The sequence below is a fragment of the Pedobacter sp. UC225_61 genome (genome assembly GCF_044452285.1).
GTDB lineage: Bacteria > Bacteroidota > Bacteroidia > Sphingobacteriales > Sphingobacteriaceae > Pedobacter.
In genome coordinates, this window is sequence record NZ_JBIOAL010000001.1 from 131,474 (window position 1) to 149,415 (window position 17,942).

General features: G+C 36.1%; 15 protein-coding genes, 5 tRNA genes and 3 pseudogenes. 2 read left to right on the top strand and 21 right to left on the bottom strand.

From position 1 onward, the window contains the following. Positions 1-20 precede the first annotated feature (20 nt). Positions 21-671 carry a hypothetical protein gene (locus tag ACHMWN_RS00615; RefSeq protein ID WP_397296922.1) on the top strand — a complete coding sequence of 217 codons (651 nt, stop codon included), beginning with the start codon at positions 21-23 and terminating at the stop codon, positions 669-671. Between the two features lie 96 nt (positions 672-767). Then, positions 768-1,670, top strand: a complete 903-nt coding sequence (gene miaA, locus ACHMWN_RS00620; protein ID WP_397296925.1) for a tRNA (adenosine(37)-N6)-dimethylallyltransferase MiaA — start codon at positions 768-770, stop codon at positions 1,668-1,670. A gap of 13 nt (positions 1,671-1,683) precedes the next feature. Here miaA and ACHMWN_RS00625 read toward each other — a convergent pair whose 3' ends face one another. The 21 genes and pseudogenes from ACHMWN_RS00625 to ACHMWN_RS00725 all read right to left on the bottom strand — a co-directional run bounded on the left by ACHMWN_RS00625 (position 1,684) and on the right by ACHMWN_RS00725 (position 17,831). Further along, the gene (locus ACHMWN_RS00625; RefSeq protein WP_173272266.1) at positions 1,684-1,998 is read right to left on the bottom strand and encodes a DUF3467 domain-containing protein; all 315 of its coding nucleotides are present in this window, start codon (positions 1,996-1,998) and stop codon (positions 1,684-1,686) included. Between the two features lie 61 nt (positions 1,999-2,059). Then, complete coding sequence (locus tag ACHMWN_RS00630) at positions 2,060-2,830, bottom strand: hypothetical protein (RefSeq protein ID WP_397296928.1); 771 nt, start codon at positions 2,828-2,830, stop codon at positions 2,060-2,062. Between the two features lie 253 nt (positions 2,831-3,083). Further along, a pseudogene (locus ACHMWN_RS00635) lies at positions 3,084-3,281 on the bottom strand (hypothetical protein); the annotation flags it as partial. An 18-nt stretch (positions 3,282-3,299) separates the two neighbouring features. Beyond that, a pseudogene (locus ACHMWN_RS00640) lies at positions 3,300-5,051 on the bottom strand (DNA-directed RNA polymerase subunit beta'); the annotation flags it as partial. Then, a complete protein-coding gene (locus ACHMWN_RS00645) occupies positions 5,032-5,676 on the bottom strand; it encodes a hypothetical protein (RefSeq protein ID WP_397296930.1) in 645 nt (214 codons plus the stop codon). The gene ACHMWN_RS00645 and the pseudogene ACHMWN_RS00640, both read right to left, overlap by 20 nt. Next, the gene (locus tag ACHMWN_RS00650) at positions 5,600-7,285 is read right to left on the bottom strand and encodes a hypothetical protein (RefSeq protein WP_397296933.1); all 1,686 of its coding nucleotides are present in this window, start codon (positions 7,283-7,285) and stop codon (positions 5,600-5,602) included. Before ACHMWN_RS00650 ends, ACHMWN_RS00645 begins: the two co-directional genes overlap by 77 nt. A gap of 86 nt (positions 7,286-7,371) precedes the next feature. Continuing rightward, a pseudogene (gene rpoB / locus ACHMWN_RS00655) lies at positions 7,372-11,179 on the bottom strand (DNA-directed RNA polymerase subunit beta). A 154-nt stretch (positions 11,180-11,333) separates the two neighbouring features. Then, positions 11,334-11,711: a 50S ribosomal protein L7/L12 gene (gene rplL / locus ACHMWN_RS00660; protein ID WP_397296935.1), complete on the bottom strand. Its 378-nt coding sequence runs from the start codon at positions 11,709-11,711 to the stop codon at positions 11,334-11,336. Between the two features lie 63 nt (positions 11,712-11,774). Further along, positions 11,775-12,296, bottom strand: coding sequence for a 50S ribosomal protein L10 (gene rplJ / locus ACHMWN_RS00665; protein ID WP_173272257.1), 522 nt, complete (start codon positions 12,294-12,296; stop codon positions 11,775-11,777). Between the two features lie 2 nt (positions 12,297-12,298). Continuing rightward, positions 12,299-12,997, bottom strand: a complete 699-nt coding sequence (rplA, locus tag ACHMWN_RS00670) for a 50S ribosomal protein L1 (RefSeq protein WP_055132255.1) — start codon at positions 12,995-12,997, stop codon at positions 12,299-12,301. Positions 12,998-13,020: 23 nt separating this feature from the next. Further along, positions 13,021-13,464 (bottom strand): 50S ribosomal protein L11, encoded by a 444-nt coding sequence (gene rplK / locus ACHMWN_RS00675; protein ID WP_397296939.1) that lies wholly within the window; start codon positions 13,462-13,464, stop codon positions 13,021-13,023. A 146-nt stretch (positions 13,465-13,610) separates the two neighbouring features. Further along, positions 13,611-14,153, bottom strand: a complete 543-nt coding sequence (gene nusG / locus ACHMWN_RS00680; protein WP_397296942.1) for a transcription termination/antitermination protein NusG — start codon at positions 14,151-14,153, stop codon at positions 13,611-13,613. A gap of 15 nt (positions 14,154-14,168) precedes the next feature. Then, on the bottom strand, positions 14,169-14,360 hold the full coding sequence (gene secE / locus ACHMWN_RS00685; protein WP_397296945.1) for a preprotein translocase subunit SecE: 192 nt from the start codon (positions 14,358-14,360) through the stop codon (positions 14,169-14,171). 55 nt (positions 14,361-14,415) lie between these two features. Then, a tRNA-Trp gene (locus tag ACHMWN_RS00690) sits at positions 14,416-14,486 on the bottom strand. Between the two features lie 79 nt (positions 14,487-14,565). Beyond that, entirely contained in the window at positions 14,566-15,753 is a 1,188-nt protein-coding gene (gene tuf / locus ACHMWN_RS00695) for an elongation factor Tu (RefSeq protein WP_397296947.1), read from the bottom strand. A gap of 128 nt (positions 15,754-15,881) precedes the next feature. Further along, a tRNA-Thr gene (locus ACHMWN_RS00700) sits at positions 15,882-15,953 on the bottom strand. 73 nt (positions 15,954-16,026) lie between these two features. Further along, a tRNA-Gly gene (locus ACHMWN_RS00705) sits at positions 16,027-16,099 on the bottom strand. 78 nt (positions 16,100-16,177) lie between these two features. Then, positions 16,178-16,263 (bottom strand) — tRNA-Tyr (locus tag ACHMWN_RS00710). 43 nt (positions 16,264-16,306) lie between these two features. Then, positions 16,307-16,379 (bottom strand) — tRNA-Thr (locus tag ACHMWN_RS00715). 207 nt (positions 16,380-16,586) lie between these two features. Then, a complete protein-coding gene (hpf, locus tag ACHMWN_RS00720) occupies positions 16,587-16,934 on the bottom strand; it encodes a ribosome hibernation-promoting factor, HPF/YfiA family (RefSeq protein ID WP_372820537.1) in 348 nt (115 codons plus the stop codon). A gap of 12 nt (positions 16,935-16,946) precedes the next feature. Further along, positions 16,947-17,831, bottom strand: coding sequence for a tyrosine-type recombinase/integrase (locus ACHMWN_RS00725; protein WP_397296951.1), 885 nt, complete (start codon positions 17,829-17,831; stop codon positions 16,947-16,949). Positions 17,832-17,942 lie beyond the last annotated feature (111 nt).

Here is a 17,942-nt window from a genome sequence, read left to right on the forward strand (position 1 = left end):
ACAGAAACAGTACACTGAAAATGGCAATTTATAGATTTAAAATTTCTTTTGAAGATTTTGACGACGTAGTAAGAGAAATCGATATTAAAACCAATCAAACGTTTGAAGATTTACACAGAGCGATTCATCGTTCTACTGGCTACAATGCTGATAAATCATCGTCATTTTATGTAAGTACAGATAATTGGATTAAAGGTGATGAGATTGCCTTATTACCCAACGAACGTAAAATAAACAATGGTGTAACGTTGATGGAGAATGCCAAGCTGAGTAGTTTTATTGAAGATCCACATCAAAAATTTTATTACATCTACAATTTCGAACGTCCTTTTGATTTCCATGTAGAGCTGATTAAAATTATACTTGAAAATGATCCAAATATCGAATATCCATTCCTAGTAAAAAGCACAGGCGAAGCTCCTAAAATTATTGATAAAACCGCAGGTGGTTTTGCAGTGAGTAGTGCTGCAGCGTCAAGCGATTTTGATTTCTTAAATGAAATGGATTTTGTTCCTGAAGATACCGAAGAATTGGAAGCAATGGGTGGAAGAGGTATAAATGCAGAAGAAGTTGATGAAGAAGCCGAAGAAGAGGAAGAAAAAGATGATTTTGCTGACGGTGATGATTTTGCAGATGAAGAATACGGAAGCGGCAAAGAAGAAGACTATTAGGAAATTATAAATACGCGTCACCCTGAATTTATTTCAGCGTCTGATGTTCAGTAAGATGCTGAAATAATTCAGCATGAAGACAAAAAGAAAAGCCCTATGCCACAAAAAACTTTAATTGTAGTAGTTGGGCCAACCGCTATCGGTAAAACTGGATTAGCTATTGAACTGGCCAAATTTTATGATAGCGAAATTATTTCTGCAGATTCTCGTCAATTTTTTAAGGAAATGAATATTGGCACTGCTAAACCTTCAAAAGAGGAATTAGCTGCCGCACCACATCATTTTATTAATTCGCACAATGTAAAAACACTGTTTAGCACAGGAGATTTTGAAGTTCAAGCGCTTCAATTAATGGAAGAACTTTTTAAAAAGCATGATGCATTAATCATGGTTGGAGGTTCTGGTTTATATATTAATGCCGTTTGCAAAGGTTTGGACGATTTACCTGAAATTGATTTAGTAATTCGTGAAAAATTAAATCAACAGTTTGAGGAAGAAGGTATTGAGGCGATCAGAACACAGTTAAGGGAACTAGACCCTGAATATTTTGCTAAAGTGGATCAATCTAATCCTCAACGAATGATCAGAGGATTAGAAGTTGTCCTTAGTACAGGTAAGAAATTGAGCTCTTTCTTAACTGCTAACAAAAAAGAAAGACCTTTCAATATTGTCAAAATTGGTTTAAACACAGATAGGGCTCTACTTTATGAACGTATTAATCACCGTGTAGATGTAATGATGGAAGCAGGTCAACTCGCTGAAGCTGAAAGTTTGCTTCCTTACCGTCAATACAATGCACTAAACACTGTTGGTTATTCAGAGTTATTCGATTATTTGGATGGAAAAACTGATTTAGCTTCCGCAGTAGCGATGATTAAACAAAATACACGCAGATTTGCTAAACGTCAGCTTACATGGTTTAGACGAGATGAAAACACAACTTGGTTTGAGCCAAATCAAATCAACGAAATTATACAATATCTTAATTCGTCAATCTAAAATCGTAAATACACTAGGCCTGGGCTGTTGGACCGCCAAAATTCATTGGGAAACCTGGAGGTTCTTCTTGAGTTTTTATTCTTCCGTTTATCGCTTCAAATTTTTCAACATTATCTAACATTGCATGAACTAATCTTTTAGCATGCTCTGGTGTTAAAATAATTCTAGATTTGACCTTCGCTTTTGGCACTCCTGGCATTACACGTATAAAATCTAAAACAAATTCTGTGTTAGAATGAGTTATGATGGCTAGATTTGAAAAAATACCTTCTGCAATTTCTTCGGATAATTCTATATTTAATTGGTTTTCGTTTTGCTGCTCTTCCATAAAAACAAAACTAGCAATTAAATGATTAATTGCTAGTCAGAATAATTGGTTTTTTATTTACCTATTTATTGTAATAGAACTTTTGTCCCTCATTACTCCCATCAAGTAATTTTAAACTTACAGCATAGCCAGATGCACTATACTCATAACTTCTTTTTTGTACTGAAGTAGTTGAACCCATATTTGTGCTTAACTCCGTAAAATTATTTTTTGATGCAGGGCTACCTGATATAATAGCAGCAATTCCATCGCCTAAACTATATGGATTAAGTTTAGTATCATAACTTACATAAGTACTTGTAGAAACCGTAGCTCCATTGGTAACCTTGCTTGTAGCGATATTATCACCATTCCAAGTATATTCTACAATGTATGGGCTACTGCCAGCAGATGCACCAGCACTTAATGAACTTGTTTTAATTACTTTACCAGCAGCATTATATTCGAATGTTTTGGTATAGCCAAAATCTTTTGGATTCATATAAACATAAATCACTTTACTAATTTGTCCAGCCGCATTATATTCTAAAGAATAACTTACTTCACCACCAGTAGAATTTAACCCTTTGATATTCGAAACTTTGCCATTTGTAGCATAATTAACTGCTAGATTTACTCTACTACTAACAACAGTTTTCAGCTTCCCACTATTATCATAAGTAAATTCTGTGCTTGCAGTTTCTGCACCTGTGGTTGGATTCCAGCTTGAAATTTTAAGTAACTGAACATCGTTTGATGTTGGTTCTTCTGTTTTGTCCTTTTTACAAGAAGTTAAGGCAACCATTGCAACAGTTAATAGGATTAAAGATCTTTTTAAGAATTGGTCTTTCATTGTTTGTGATTTTGATTTTGTAAATATCCATCCAAAAAATCACTTCATATATACCACGAACAGGGCATATTTAGCTCAGGGTTATTGGGTACAAAAAAATCCCTAGTGAATTAACGCTAGGGATTTCTAATTACATTTTCCTTTCAGAAAATAGTATGATTAATTAAGCTTCTACTTCTTCTTCCGCTTTAGAAGCTAATAATTTATCGTATTCTTCTTGAGAACCAACAATGATACGCTCATAGCCACGAACACCAGTACCTGAAGGAATCAAGTGACCAACAATTACGTTTTCTTTTAAGCCTAACATGTTATCACGTTTACCTGCGATAGCTGCTTCATTCAGTACTTTAGTAGTTTCCTGGAATGATGCTGCAGAGATAAACGATTTGGTACCTAATGATGCTCTAGTAATACCTTGCAAAATTGAACTCGCTGTTGCAGGTTGTGCATCACGTACTTCAATTTGCTTCAAATCTTTACGTTTCAATTGAGAATTTTCATCTCTTAATTTACGTAATGACAAGATTTGACCTGGTTTTACTGTTTCAGAATCACCTGCATCTACTACAACTTTTTTGTCGTAGATTTCGTCGTTCTCAACCATAAAGTCCCATCTATCAACAAAGTCATTTTCTAAGAAACGAGTATCACCCGGATCTTCGATGTGAACTTTCTGCATCATTTGGTGTACAATTACTTCAAAGTGTTTATCGTTAATTTTCACACCTTGTAAACGGTAAACCTCTTGGATACCATTCACTAAGTATTCTTGTACAGCCGCAGGGCCTTTAATTGCTAAAATATCAGCTGGAGAAATTGATCCGTCAGATAATGGCATACCTGCTTTCACAAAGTCATTATCTTGTACCAAAATGTGTTTAGACAATGGAACTAGATATTTTTTAACTTCTCCATCTTTACTCTCGATAGTCATCTCACGATTACCACGTTTAACGCCACCTAAAGTTACCACACCATCAATTTCAGTTACTACCGCTGGGTTAGATGGGTTACGTGCTTCGAATAACTCAGTTACACGTGGTAAACCACCCGTAATATCTCGAGTTTTACCTGTTGCACGAGGTATTTTAACTAAGATTTGACCAGTTTGAACTGCTTCTCCTTCATCAATAGCAATGTGAGCTCCTACTGGAATGTTATATCCTCTAATTAGTTCACCTTTTTTATCTACTACTCTGATAGATGGATTTTTAGTTTTATCACGTGTATCGATAATTACTTTCTCACGGTGACCAGTTTGTTCATCTGATTCTTCACGGAAAGTTACACCTTCAACAATCGCATCAAACTCGATTTTACCTGCAAATTCTGAGATAATAACCGCGTTATATGGATCCCATGAACAAATCTTATCGCCTTTAGAGATTTTATCACCTTCTTTAACGAATAAGAATGCGCCATAAGGAACGTTGTTAGTTACAATTACTTTACCAGTTCCTGGCTCTGTAATTTTAAATTCACCCGAACGACCTAATACGATATCAACTACACCATCTTCTGTTGTTGTTGGTACAGTACGTAAGTTTTCAAACTCGATAACACCATCAAATTTAGCATTGATTTGAGATTCTGCAGCAATGTTTGATGCAGTACCACCCACGTGGAATGTACGTAAGGTTAACTGCGTACCCGGCTCACCGATTGACTGTGCAGCAATTACACCAACAGCCTCACCTTTTTGAACACGTTTACCAGATGCTAAGTTACGTCCATAACATAATGCACAAACACCACGTTTATTTTCGCAAGTTAATACCGAACGAATTTCAATACCTTCTAATGGAGATTCTTCAATAGTTTTTGCAATCTCTTCAGAAATATCTTCACCGGCAGCAACTAATAATTTACCATCTAATGGATTAAATACATCATGAAGCGAAATACGACCTAAAATTCTGTCATATAATGGTTCAACGATATCTTCATTATCTTTTAATGCAGTAGTGTACATGCCTCTTAACGTACCACAATCAACTGCGTTAACAATCATATCTTGTGCAACGTCATGTAAACGACGAGTTAAGTAACCCGCATCCGCTGTTTTTAACGCCGTATCCGCCAAACCTTTACGAGCACCGTGAGTAGAGATAAAGTATTCTAATACCGATAATCCTTCTTTAAAGTTAGATAAAATCGGGTTTTCGATAATCTCACCACCTGAACCAGATTTTTGAGGCTTAGCCATCAAACCACGCATACCTGCTAACTGACGAATTTGCTCTTTCGAACCACGGGCCCCAGAAGTCAAGCATCATGTAAACAGAGTTAAAACCTTGATTATCGCTAGACAATTGGTTCATTACAAACGTAGTTAAACGGTTGTTGATACGTGTCCAGATATCGATAATTTGGTTGTAACGCTCGTTGTTGGTAATGAAACCCATGTTATAGTTGTTTCTTACCTCTTCAACTTCACCAGCTGCTTGTTCTAATAAAGTATGTTTCTCTACAGGAATGTTAACATCTTGTAAGTTAAACGATAATCCTCCTTGGAATGCCATTTTAAATCCAAGTTCTTTGATATCATCCAAGAATCTTGCAGAACGAGCCATACCAGTCATTTTCACTACTTCACCAATAATATCTCTTAAAGATTTTTTCGTTAATAGTTCATTGATATAACCCACTTCTTCTGGCACCATTTGGTTGAACAATACTCTACCAACAGTAGTTTCAGTTAATTTATTTACGATTGTTCCATCTTCTTGTTTTACATTAACTTTCACTTTAATGAAAGCGTGTAAATCAATTTTCTTCTCGTTGTAAGCAATAATAACTTCTTCTGGAGAATAGAATGATGAAATCTTGTCCTTTAACAACACGACCAGCATCAGTTCTACGGCCTTTAGTAATATAATAAAGACCTAAAACCATATCCTGAGATGGAACCGTAATCGGTGTACCATTTGCAGGGTTTAGAATGTTATGTGCTGCCAACATTAGAACTTGGGCTTCCAAAATCGCTGCATGACCTAAAGGTAAATGCACCGCCATCTGGTCACCGTCAAAATCCGCGTTAAACGCTGTACACACTAAAGGGTGTAATTGAATTGCTTTACCTTCTACTAATTTTGGTTGGAAAGATTGGATACCTAATCTGTGCAACGTAGGCGCACGGTTTAGCAATACAGGGTGCCCTTTTAATACGTTTTCAAGGATATCCCATACTAATGGATCTTTTCTGTCAACAATTTTCTTAGCAGATTTAACTGTTTTCACAATTCCACGCTCAATCATTTTACGAATGATAAACGGTTTGAAAAGCTCAGCAGCCATATCTTTAGGTAAACCACACTCATGGAGTTTAAGGTTTGGTCCTACAACAATTACCGAACGAGCAGAATAATCTACACGTTTACCTAGTAAGTTTTGACGGAAACGACCTTGTTTACCTTTTAAAATATCTGATAAAGATTTTAATGCTCTGTTACCTTCAGTTTTAACAGCATTTACTTTACGTGAGTTATCGAATAACGAATCTACAGCTTCCTGTAACATACGTTTCTCGTTACGTAAAATAACTTCCGGTGCTTTAATCTCGATCAAACGTTTTAAACGGTTGTTACGGATAATCACACGACGATATAAATCGTTCAAATCTGAAGTTGCAAAACGACCACCTTCTAGAGGTACTAAAGGACGTAATTCCGGTGGAATAACAGGAACGATTTTAATAATCATCCACTCTGGGTTATTCTCGATACGAGTTCTAGCACCACGGAAAGCTTCTACAACTTGAAGACGTTTTAAGGCCTCATTTTTACGTTGTTGAGAAGTTTCGTTAGCAGCTTGGTGACGTAAATTGTATGATAAGCTATCTAAATCAATACGTTTTAATAAATCTTCTAACGCTTCCGCTCCCATTTTGGCAACGAATTTATTAGGGTCTTTATCATCTAAATATTGATTTTCTTTAGGTAATTTATCTAAGATATCTAAATATTCTTCCTCAGTTAAGAAGTCCATATAGTTGATACCTTGCTCTGCCATTAAACCAGCTTGAATTACTACATAACGTTCGTAGTAAATAATCAAATCTAGTCTTTTGGTAGGTAAACCTAAAAGATAACCAATTTTGTTAGGTAAAGAACGGAAATACCAGATATGCGCAACAGGAACCACTAAGTTAATGTGACCCATACGCTCTCTACGTACCTTTTTCTCAGTTACCTCAACACCACAACGGTCGCAAACAATACCTTTATAACGGATACGTTTGTATTTACCGCAATGACATTCGTAATCTTTTACTGGACCAAAAATACGCTCGCAAAACAAACCGTCACGTTCTGGTTTGTAAGTACGATAATTGATAGTCTCAGGTTTTAACACCTCACCACTTGAACGCTCTAAGATATTCTCAGGCGATGCCAAGCTAATGGTAATCGAGGTGAAATTGCTTTTTAATTTATTATCCTTTTTGTAAGACATACTAATGTGTTTAAATGTTGGAAGGTTTAAAAAGTTGGAATGTTCAGGCTAACCTTTCAACATTCCAACCTTACAACTTTTCAACGTTAGTCTAACGTAATATCTAAACCTAAACCGCGTAACTCATGTACCAATACATTAAATGATTCTGGTACACCTGGAGTTGGTAGGTTTTCGCCTTTAACGATGGCTTCGTAAGTTTTGGCTCTTCCAATAACATCATCAGATTTAACTGTTAAGATCTCTTGTAGGATATTAGCTGCACCGAATGCCTCTAATGCCCAAACCTCCATCTCACCAAAACGCTGACCACCAAATTGAGCTTTACCACCCAATGGTTGTTGTGTAATTAATGAGTATGGTCCGATAGAACGAGCGTGCATCTTATCATCAACCATGTGACCCAGTTTAAGCATATAAATAATACCTACTGTAGTCGGTTGATCAAATTTCTCGCCTGTTAAACCATTGTGTAAGTAAGTTCTACCAGAAGCTGGTACACCTGCTTTAGCGATCCACTCTTCAACCTCATCAGATTTAGCACCATCAAAAATTGGAGTTGCAAATTTTACACCCAATTCTTTACCAGCCCAAGCCAATACAGTTTCATAGATCTGGCCTAAGTTCATACGTGAAGGTACACCCAGTGGGTTCAACACGATATCAACTGGTGTTCCATCTTCTAAGAATGGCATATCCTCATCACGTACAATACGAGCAACAATACCCTTATTACCGTGACGACCAGCCATCTTATCACCTACTTTTAATTTACGTTTTTTAGCTACATAAACTTTCGCCATTTGAACAATTCCTGATGGTAACTCATCACCAACACTAATTGCAAATTTATCGCGTTTGTAAGCACCCAATTCTTCATTTACACGGATACCATAGTTGTGTAATAACAATTTGATTTGATCATTTTTATCATCATCAGTTGTCCACTTATATGGGTTAATATGAGCATACTCTAAGTCTGCTAATATTTTCTGAGTAAACTTAGCACCTTTAGCGATTAACAATTCTTTGTAAACATTGAATACACCTTGAGATGTTTTACCGTTTACAATTTGGAATAATTTATCAACTAATTCGTTTTTAAGGTTCTCTGTAGCTAAATTATATCTCTTATCTAATTTCTCAATAGCTGATTTTTCTTCAGCTTTCGTAGTTTTCTTAGCTCTTGAGAATAATTTAGTATCAATTACCACACCTTTAATTGAAGGTGGAGTTTTTAATGAAGCATCTTTAACATCACCGGCTTTATCACCAAAGATTGCACGAAGTAATTTCTCTTCTGGAGAAGGATCAAACTCACCTTTTGGTGTAATTTTACCAATTAGGATATCGCCTTCTTTTACCTCAGCACCAATACGGATGATACCGTTTTCATCTAAATCTTTAGTCGCTTCTTCAGAAACGTTAGGAATATCTGGAGTTAACTCCTCTTCACCACGTTTGGTATCACGTACTTCTAATTCAAACTCCTCAATATGTAAAGAGGTAAAAATATCATCTCTAACAATACGCTCGTTAATTACAATCGCATCCTCAAAGTTATATCCTTGCCAAGGCATGAAAGCAACTTTTAAGTTTCTTCCTAATGCCAACTCTCCATTTTCAGTTGCATAACCTTCACATAATACTTGTCCTTTACTAACTTTCTCACCTTTTTTAACAATTGGTTTTAAGTTAATACATGTATTTTGGTTGGTTTTTTTGAACTTCGTTAATTTGTATGTTTTGCTATCACCCTCAAATGATACTAAACGATCTCCATCGTTACGTACATATTTAATAGTGATTTCGTTTGCATCTACATATTCTACTACACCATCACCTTCAGCATTGATCAATGTTCTTGAGTTCACGAGCAACGCGACCTTCTAAACCTGTACCAACAATTGGAGCTTCTGGGCGCAATAAAGGCACTGCCTGACGTTGCATGTTCGATCCCATCAAAGCCCTGTTCGCATCATCATGTTCCAAGAAAGGAATTAATGAAGCAGCGATAGAGGTAATTTGATTTGGAGCAATATCCATTAAGTCTAATTTCTCAGGCTCAATAATCGGGAAGTCACCCTCATAACGTGCTTTAACACGAGCAGTTGTAAAGTTACCTTTATCATCATACTCAGCGTTTGCTTGTGCAATAGTTTTACCATCCTCATCCTCAGCAGAAAGATAGATTACATCTTTATCCATTGCCACAACACCATTCTCAACAATTTTATAAGGAGTTTCGATAAAACCTAAATTGTTAATTTTAGCGTGTACACAAAGTGATGAAATCAAACCAATGTTTGGTCCCTCTGGAGTTTCAATGGTACATAAACGACCATAGTGAGTATAGTGAACGTCACGAACCTCGAAACCAGCACGCTCACGTGATAAACCACCTGGGCCTAAAGCTGACAAACGACGTTTGTGTGTAATCTCTGCCAAAGGATTGGTTTGATCCATGAACTGAGATAGTTGGTTTGTACCAAAGAAAGAGTTAATAACCGACGATAAGGTACGGGCATTAATCAAATCTGTTGGTGTAAACACCTCATTATCACGAATATTCATACGCTCACGAATTGTTCTAGCCATACGAGCTAAACCAACACCGAATTGCGCATATAATTGCTCACCTACTGTACGAACACGACGGTTTGACAAGTGATCAATATCATCCACTTCTTCTTTAGAGTTGATCAATTTGATCAAGTATTTAACGATAGCAATAATATCTGCTTTAGTTAATACTTTCACATGATCTGGAGTATCCATTTTTAACTTACGGTTGATACGGTATCTACCTACATCACCTAAGTCATAACGTTTATCTGAGAAGAATAAACGCTCAATGATACCTCTTGCAGTTTCCTCATCAGGTGGTTCTGCGTTACGCAAAGCACGATAGATGTTTTCAACAGCCTCTTTTTCAGAGTTTGAAGTATCTTTTTGTAAAGTATTGTATATAATGGTATAATCAGCTTGAGATGCACCATCTTCTTTAGACAAGATGATAGTTTTAACACCTGCATCGATGATCATATCGATATGGTCGTCTTCAAGAACGGTATCCCTATCTAAGATAACTTCGTTACGATCTATAGAAACAACTTCACCTGTATCCTCATCTACAAAATCTTCAGTCCATTTTCTTAAAACTCTTGCAGCAAGCTTACGACCTGTATACTTCTTCAAACCAGATTTACTAACTTTTACTTCGTCAGCAAGATCAAATAGTTCTAAGATGTCTTTATCAGAATCATAACCGATTGCACGTAATAAGGTGGTTACCGGGAATTTTTTCTTACGGTCGATGTACGCATACATTACGTTATTAACATCTGTAGCGAACTCAATCCAAGAACCTTTGAAAGGAATCACACGAGCAGAGTACAGTTTAGTTCCATTTGTGTGACGGCTTTGGCCGAAAAACACACCTGGAGATCTATGCAATTGAGAAACAATTACACGTTCTGCACCGTTGATCACGAATGTACCTTTTGGAGTCATATAAGGTATGGTTCCTAAGTATACATCTTGAATGATGGTTTCAAAATCCTCGTGTTCTGCATCGTTACAAGAAAGCTTTAGCTTCGCTTTTAACGGAACACTATAAGTTAACCCACGATCAATACATTCAGGAATGTCATAACGTGGTGGGTCAATAAAATAATCTAAAAATTCTAAAACGAATATGTTTCTAGAATCAGTGATTGGAAAGTTTTCAGCAAACACCTTAAATAAACCTTCTGTATGACGGTTATCTGAAGTTGTTTCTATTTGAAAAAATTCTCTAAATGATTGCAACTGCACATCCAGAAAATCTGGATAATCAATGATGTGCTTACTACGTGCAAAATTTACTCTTTGGTCTACGACTTTATTTGCCAAGGGACTAAATTTAATTTAGTTTAAGAATAAACTATTTGCTTGGTTTGCCTCGAAGCATTTCACCAACCAAACAAGATGAAATGTTTATAAACAGGAATAGACTCCGACTTTGCAGTCGGAAGTCTTTTCTTAAAGGTTCGTTAAAATTAAGTAATTACTTAATCTCAACTACAGCTCCAGCTTCTTCTAATTGTTTTTTCAAAGCTTCAGCTTCGTCTTTAGCAACACCAGCTTTTAATTCTTTTGGTGCACCATCAACTAAGTCTTTTGCTTCTTTCAAACCTAAACCAGTTAAGTCTTTAACAAGTTTTACAACTGCTAATTTCTGACCACCAGCTTCTTTCAAAATTACATCGAAAGTTGATTTTTCTTCAGCTGCAGGAGCATCAGCACCAGCAGCAGGACCTGCAACAGCAACTGCCGCAGCAGCTGGTTCGATACCATACTCGTCTTTTAAGATTTGAGCTAATTCGTTAACTTCTTTAACTGTTAAGTTTACTAATTGCTCAGCAAACGCTTTTAAATCTGCCATTTTATTAAGATTTTAAAAATTTACGTAAAATAATATTGTTTAATTGCGAACTTCAGGTGTTCGTTAACCTCTTTCTTGTAGTGTTTTAACTATACCTGCAAGTTTTCCGCCACTCGATTTTAATGCCGAAACAACGTTCTTAGCTGGTGATTGTAATAATCCAATGATATCGCCAATAAGCTCTTCTCTTGATTTAAGACTTACTAATGAATCTAAGTGATTATCGCCAACAAATATTGCTGAATCGATATAAGCAGCTTTAAGCACTGGTTTTTCTTCTTTACCTTTTCTTAAGGCTTTGATCAGCTTAGCTGGACCATTACCTACTTTTGAAAATAATAAAGCCGATTGACCTTTTAATGCTGTGAATATCTCAGATGAGTCACCTTCTAATCCATCAATCGCAATTTTGATTAATGTATTTTTTGCAACTTTCATTTCGATACCGCTTTCGAAACATTTGCGACGGATGTTATTTACTTTCTCAACAGATAAGCCTGAGGTATCAGCAATATAAAAATTGCCATACTCTTGCATTTTCTCTTGTAGAGCTAAAACTACTTCTTGTTTTTCTTCTCTGTTCATAATTAGATCCCCGCTACTGATTTAGTTTCGATTGCAATTCCAGGACTCATTGTAGAAGACACGTGAATGCTTTTAAAATAAGTTCCTTTTGCAGCAGAAGGTTTTAATTTTGAAATCGTTTGAAGAACTTCCAACGCATTTTCATATATTTTCTCTGCTGAGAATGATACTTTTCCTATTGAAGCATGGATGATACCAGTTTTGTCAACTTTAAAATCAATCTTACCGCCTTTTACGTCAGTTACAGCTTTACCAACTTCGTTAGTTACTGTACCTGATTTTGGGTTTGGCATAAGGTTTCTTGGCCCTAAAACACGGCCCAATTTACCTACTTTTGCCATACAAGCAGGAGTAGTGATAATAATGTCAACATCTGTCCAACCACCTTCAATCTTAGCCACATATTCGTCTAAACCCACGAAATCTGCTCCTGCAGCTTTAGCCTCTTCTTCCTTATCAGGAGTACAAAGTACTAAAACACGTACAGTTTTACCTGTACCATGAGGTAAAGTAGCAATACCACGTACCATTTGATTAGCCTTACGTGGATCAACACCTAAACTCACATCGATATCAACCGATGCATCAAATTTAGTTGTAGTGATTTCTTTTACCAAAGCAGCCGCATCCTGTAAAGAATACGATTTACCGATTTCTAGTTTAGCGTGTGCCAGTTTTTGATTTTTTGTTAATTTCGCCACTGTTGTAAACTGTTTTTTGTTAATTAATTTGTCCAGGGTGCATCACCACTAACGGTGATTCCCATACTGCGTGCTGTACCTGCTACCATTTTCATAGCAGATTCGATAGTGAATGCATTTAAATCAGTCATCTTATCTTCAGCAATTGACTTAACTTGATCCCAAGTCACCGAACCAACTTTCTTACGGTTGGGCTCAGCAGAACCACTCTGTAATTTAGTAGCATCCAATAATTGAATCGCCACAGGAGGGGTTTTGATGATGAATTCGAAAGACTTGTCCACATATACAGTAATCACAACTGGTAATACTTTACCTGGCTTATCTTGGGTACGAGCATTGAATTGTTTACAAAACTCCATGATATTAACACCTTTAGCACCTAATGCAGGTCCTACTGGTGGTGATGGGTTTGCAGCTCCGCCTTTGATTTGTAATTTAACAAGTGCACCGACTTCTTTTGCCATTTTCTGATTTGTTAATTGTAATACTCAATGTTAAATATTGGAAGCATGTAACATTTAAGACCTTATTTACTATTATAAAATAGCAAAAGGACTGCAAAGATATGAATAATCTTGCAGTCCTCAAATAATTTTTTATAAAAAAGATGTTATTCTTTTTCTACTTGCATATAGTTAAGCTCCAGTGGTGTTTTACGACCAAAGATTTTAACCATAACTTTTAATTTTTTCTTTTCTTCGTTAACTTCTTCAATTACTCCAGTAAAACCGTTGAAAGGTCCATCCATTACTTTAATGTTCTCACCTACATAGTAAGCGATATTCATTGTTTCACCTTGTTGGCTCATTTCATCAACCTTACCTAAAATACGGTTAACTTCTGCTTGGCGCATTGGAATTGCATTTCCGGCTTTATCGCCTAAAAATCCAATTACACTATTTACACCTTTAATAATATGCTCTAGCTCTCCATCTAAAACTGCTTCAATCAAAACATAACCTGGATAAAAGTTACGTTCTTTAGCAATTTTCTTACCCTCTTTCATTTGATAGTATTTCTCCATAGGGATTAATACTTGAGGTACCAAATGAGAAAGACCTAAACGGCTTATTTCAGAATCGATATACTGTTTTACTTTTTTCTCTTTACCACTTACCGCTCTAACTACATACCACTTTAACTGATCGTTCATCTAGTATTATTGATTTTAAAGTGATTTATAAAAAGTTGATAATATATAGTTCGCACCGTTATCCATTGCATAAATTACGATTGCAATAATTAGGGATGCGACTAGAACCAATACTGCCGAATTTTGTAATTCGCCCCAAGTAGGCCAAGTTACCTTTTGGGTCATTTCTTCGTACGATTCTTTAATAAATTGAACTACACCAGCCATATTTATATAAATTAATTAGCTAATTAGCTAATGAGCTAATTCTCACATTTGTTTGCACGGGCACTAAAATTCGAACTCAGATCAAAGGTTTTGGAGACCCGTATGCTACCATTGCACCATGCCCGTAATTAGAAAGCAAAGCACTCAAGATTTAACTTAAGCGCTTTGCAATCTGATATTCTCTTCCCCTAAAGGAATTAGGTTACTATTTTAAAATTTCAGTTACCTGACCAGCACCTACTGTTCTACCACCTTCACGGATAGCGAAACGTAGACCTTTTTCCATTGCGATTGCGTTAATTAACTTTACAGTAATTGTAACGTTATCACCTGGCATTACCATTTCAGTTCCTTCAGCTAATGAAATCTCACCAGTTACGTCTGTAGTACGGAAATAGAATTGTGGACGGTATTTGTTAAAGAATGGAGTGTGACGTCCACCTTCTGCTTTTGATAATACATAGATCTCAGCTTTGAAATCAGTGTGTGGAGTTACTGAACCTGGTTTACAGATTACCATACCACGACGGATATCAGTTTTCTCAATACCACGTAACAATAAACCTACGTTATCACCTGCTTCACCATAATCAAGGATCTTACGGAACATCTCAACACCAGTTACTGTAGATTTTAAGTTCTCAGCACCCATACCTAAGATTTCAACTGGATCACCAGAGTTGATTACACCACGCTCAATACGACCAGTTGCAACAGTACCACGACCAGTGATCGAGAATACATCTTCAACAGGCATTAAGAATGGAAGATCAGTCAAACGTGGAGGAATTGGAATGTAGCTATCAACAGCATCCATTAATTCCATAATTTTAGCTACCCATTTTGGATCACCATTTAAACCACCAAGAGCTGAACCTTGAATTACAGGAATATCATCACCAGGGAATTCATAGAAAGATAATAATTCACGAACTTCCATCTCTACTAATTCTAGTAATTCTGGATCATCCACCATATCAACTTTGTTCATGAAAACAACTAACGAAGGTACACCTACCTGACGAGCCAATAGAATGTGCTCGCGAGTTTGTGGCATCGGACCATCTGTAGCTGCAACAACGATAATTGCACCGTCCATTTGAGCAGCACCAGTAACCATGTTTTTCACGTAATCCGCGTGACCTGGACAGTCAACGTGTGCATAGTGACGGTTAGCTGTTGAATACTCAACGTGAGCTGTGTTAATCGTGATACCTCTTTCTTTTTCCTCTGGAGCAGAGTCAATCGAATCAAATGAACGCGCCTCAGATAAACCAGCATCAGATAACACTTTAGTGATAGCTGCTGTTAAGGTTGTTTTACCGTGGTCAACGTGACCGATAGTGCCGATATTTAAGTGCGGCTTGCTGCGGTCAAACTTTTCTTTTGCCATGTTTTTATACTTATTAGTAGGTTAACTTTTTTTTATTTATTTATTGTTTGATACAAATTCAATACAAAAAACCTTGCTCATTCTGTTAGTACAGATTTAACAAAGTGTTTTTTCTTTATTATTACCAGAGCCAACTATGGGAATTGAACCCATGACCTCTTCCTTACCAAGGAAGTGCTCTACCGCTGAGCTAAGTCGGCTTATTCTTTTAGCTCACTAGTTCATTTGTTCATTTGGCTATTATTGAACCATCTTAACTAATGAACTTCCAAGAGCGGAAGACGAGGTTCGAACTCGCGACCTATAGCTTGGAAGGCTATCGCTCTACCAACTGAGCTACTTCCGCTTTTTCAATTTTCAGTTTACAATTCTTAGTTTTCAGTTAATTTAACTACTAACTCCAAACCGTTTACCACAAAACTGATGGTGGGGAGAGAAGGATTCGAACCTTCGAAATCTTGCGATAACAGAGTTACAGTCTGTCCCATTTGGCCGCTCTGGAATCTCCCCGCTTCTAGTTTAACAACTTATCACTAAGTCTATAAACTAAAAGAGCCTCCTATCGGGATCGAACCAATGACCTACTGATTACAAGTCAGTTGCTCTACCAGCTGAGCTAAGGAGGCTTATATCTTTCGTTAATTCAATAAAATCAACGTTTTCGATATTATTTTAATCTTTCATAGAACTTCCAATTTCTTCAGAACCAACGCCCCTTCCGAAATGGAATGCAAATCTACAAAAATTAATCTTTGAAAAAAATATATTTTAAAAAAAAATTTGGCGAGTTCTTACCCGCCAAACCTTATCTAATGTGATATGAAAATATCACCTTAGTAATCAGACACTTCGTCTGCACTTAATATTGCCTTGTGCTCACTTAATTTTGCACGAGTTTTATCTTTATGTTTAGTAATTTGCTTTTTTAAGGATTCTATAGCCAAATCTGTAGCTTCTTCGAAAGATTTACATTGTTCTTTGGCAAAGAGCGTAATTCCGGGAACCATTAATTTTATCTCTGATATTTTGTTTTCTTCATCTTCTACATTTTCCAATTTCAAATAAACTTCTCCTCCAATAATCTGATCAAAAAACTGATCTAACTTATCTACTTTCTTTTGAATAAACTCTAACAATTTTTTGTCCGCGTTAAAATGGATCGACTGTACTCTAATTTTCATTTTTCCTCCTTTTTATGCCTTTGGATGGGCTTGTTTATATATAGACTTTAAACGTTCTACTGAATTGTGTGTGTACACTTGTGTGGCAGCCAAGCTTGCGTGCCCTAGTAATTCTTTTATTGCATTTAAATCTGCACCTCTATTCAGTAGGCTACTCGCAAATGAGTGCCTCAATACATGTGGGCTTTTTTTATCTTGGGTTGATATTAATGTCAAATAACGATTTACTATACGATAGATTAACTTCGGATATGCCGAAGCTCCTGTATTGGTAACGATTAATGTAGTGGTTTTGTTATCAAATTTTTCAATAGATTTTATAGCAAGGTAATCTTTTAGTTGCTTAATTAATTCGGCATGTAAAGGGATAATTCTTTCTTTGTTTCTCTTACCCAGCACTTTAATTGTTCCTTCATAAAAATTTAGGTCGGTTTCTTTTACCCGTAACAATTCTGCTAAACGCACTCCTGTACCAAATAACAATTCTAAAACTATTTTATTCCGTTTTCCAGAAAAATCATCGTCAAAATTTGCTTCATTATCTAAGAGGCTATCCATTTTAACTTCTTCAATAAACACTGGCAAACGTTTAGGAACTTTTGGTGCTTTTATTAATAACATTGGATTTACTTTCAGTTCTTTTTCACGAAGTAAATACTTATAAAAGCTACGTAGTGTAGATATTTTTCGCCCTACGGCATTTTCGGAAATTTGATGATCTAGTAGATGAACTATAAAACTACGAACATGTTGAGTTTGAACAGCGTTTAGCTCTAATTCAAAACTCACTTGTAAATAATCTTTAAATTGAAGTAGATCTGTCTTGTATGATTGTACAGTGTGTGGAGAGTAGCGCTTCTCGGTGTGTAGATATGTTAAGAAACTGCTAATAAGCATAGGCCTTACTTGTTATTCGTATGGTGAATATACAAAAAATTAGTGGATGAAAAATTAATTTCGACATAAAATTTATACGCATAAAAAAAGATTTTATTCCTCCTTTATTTG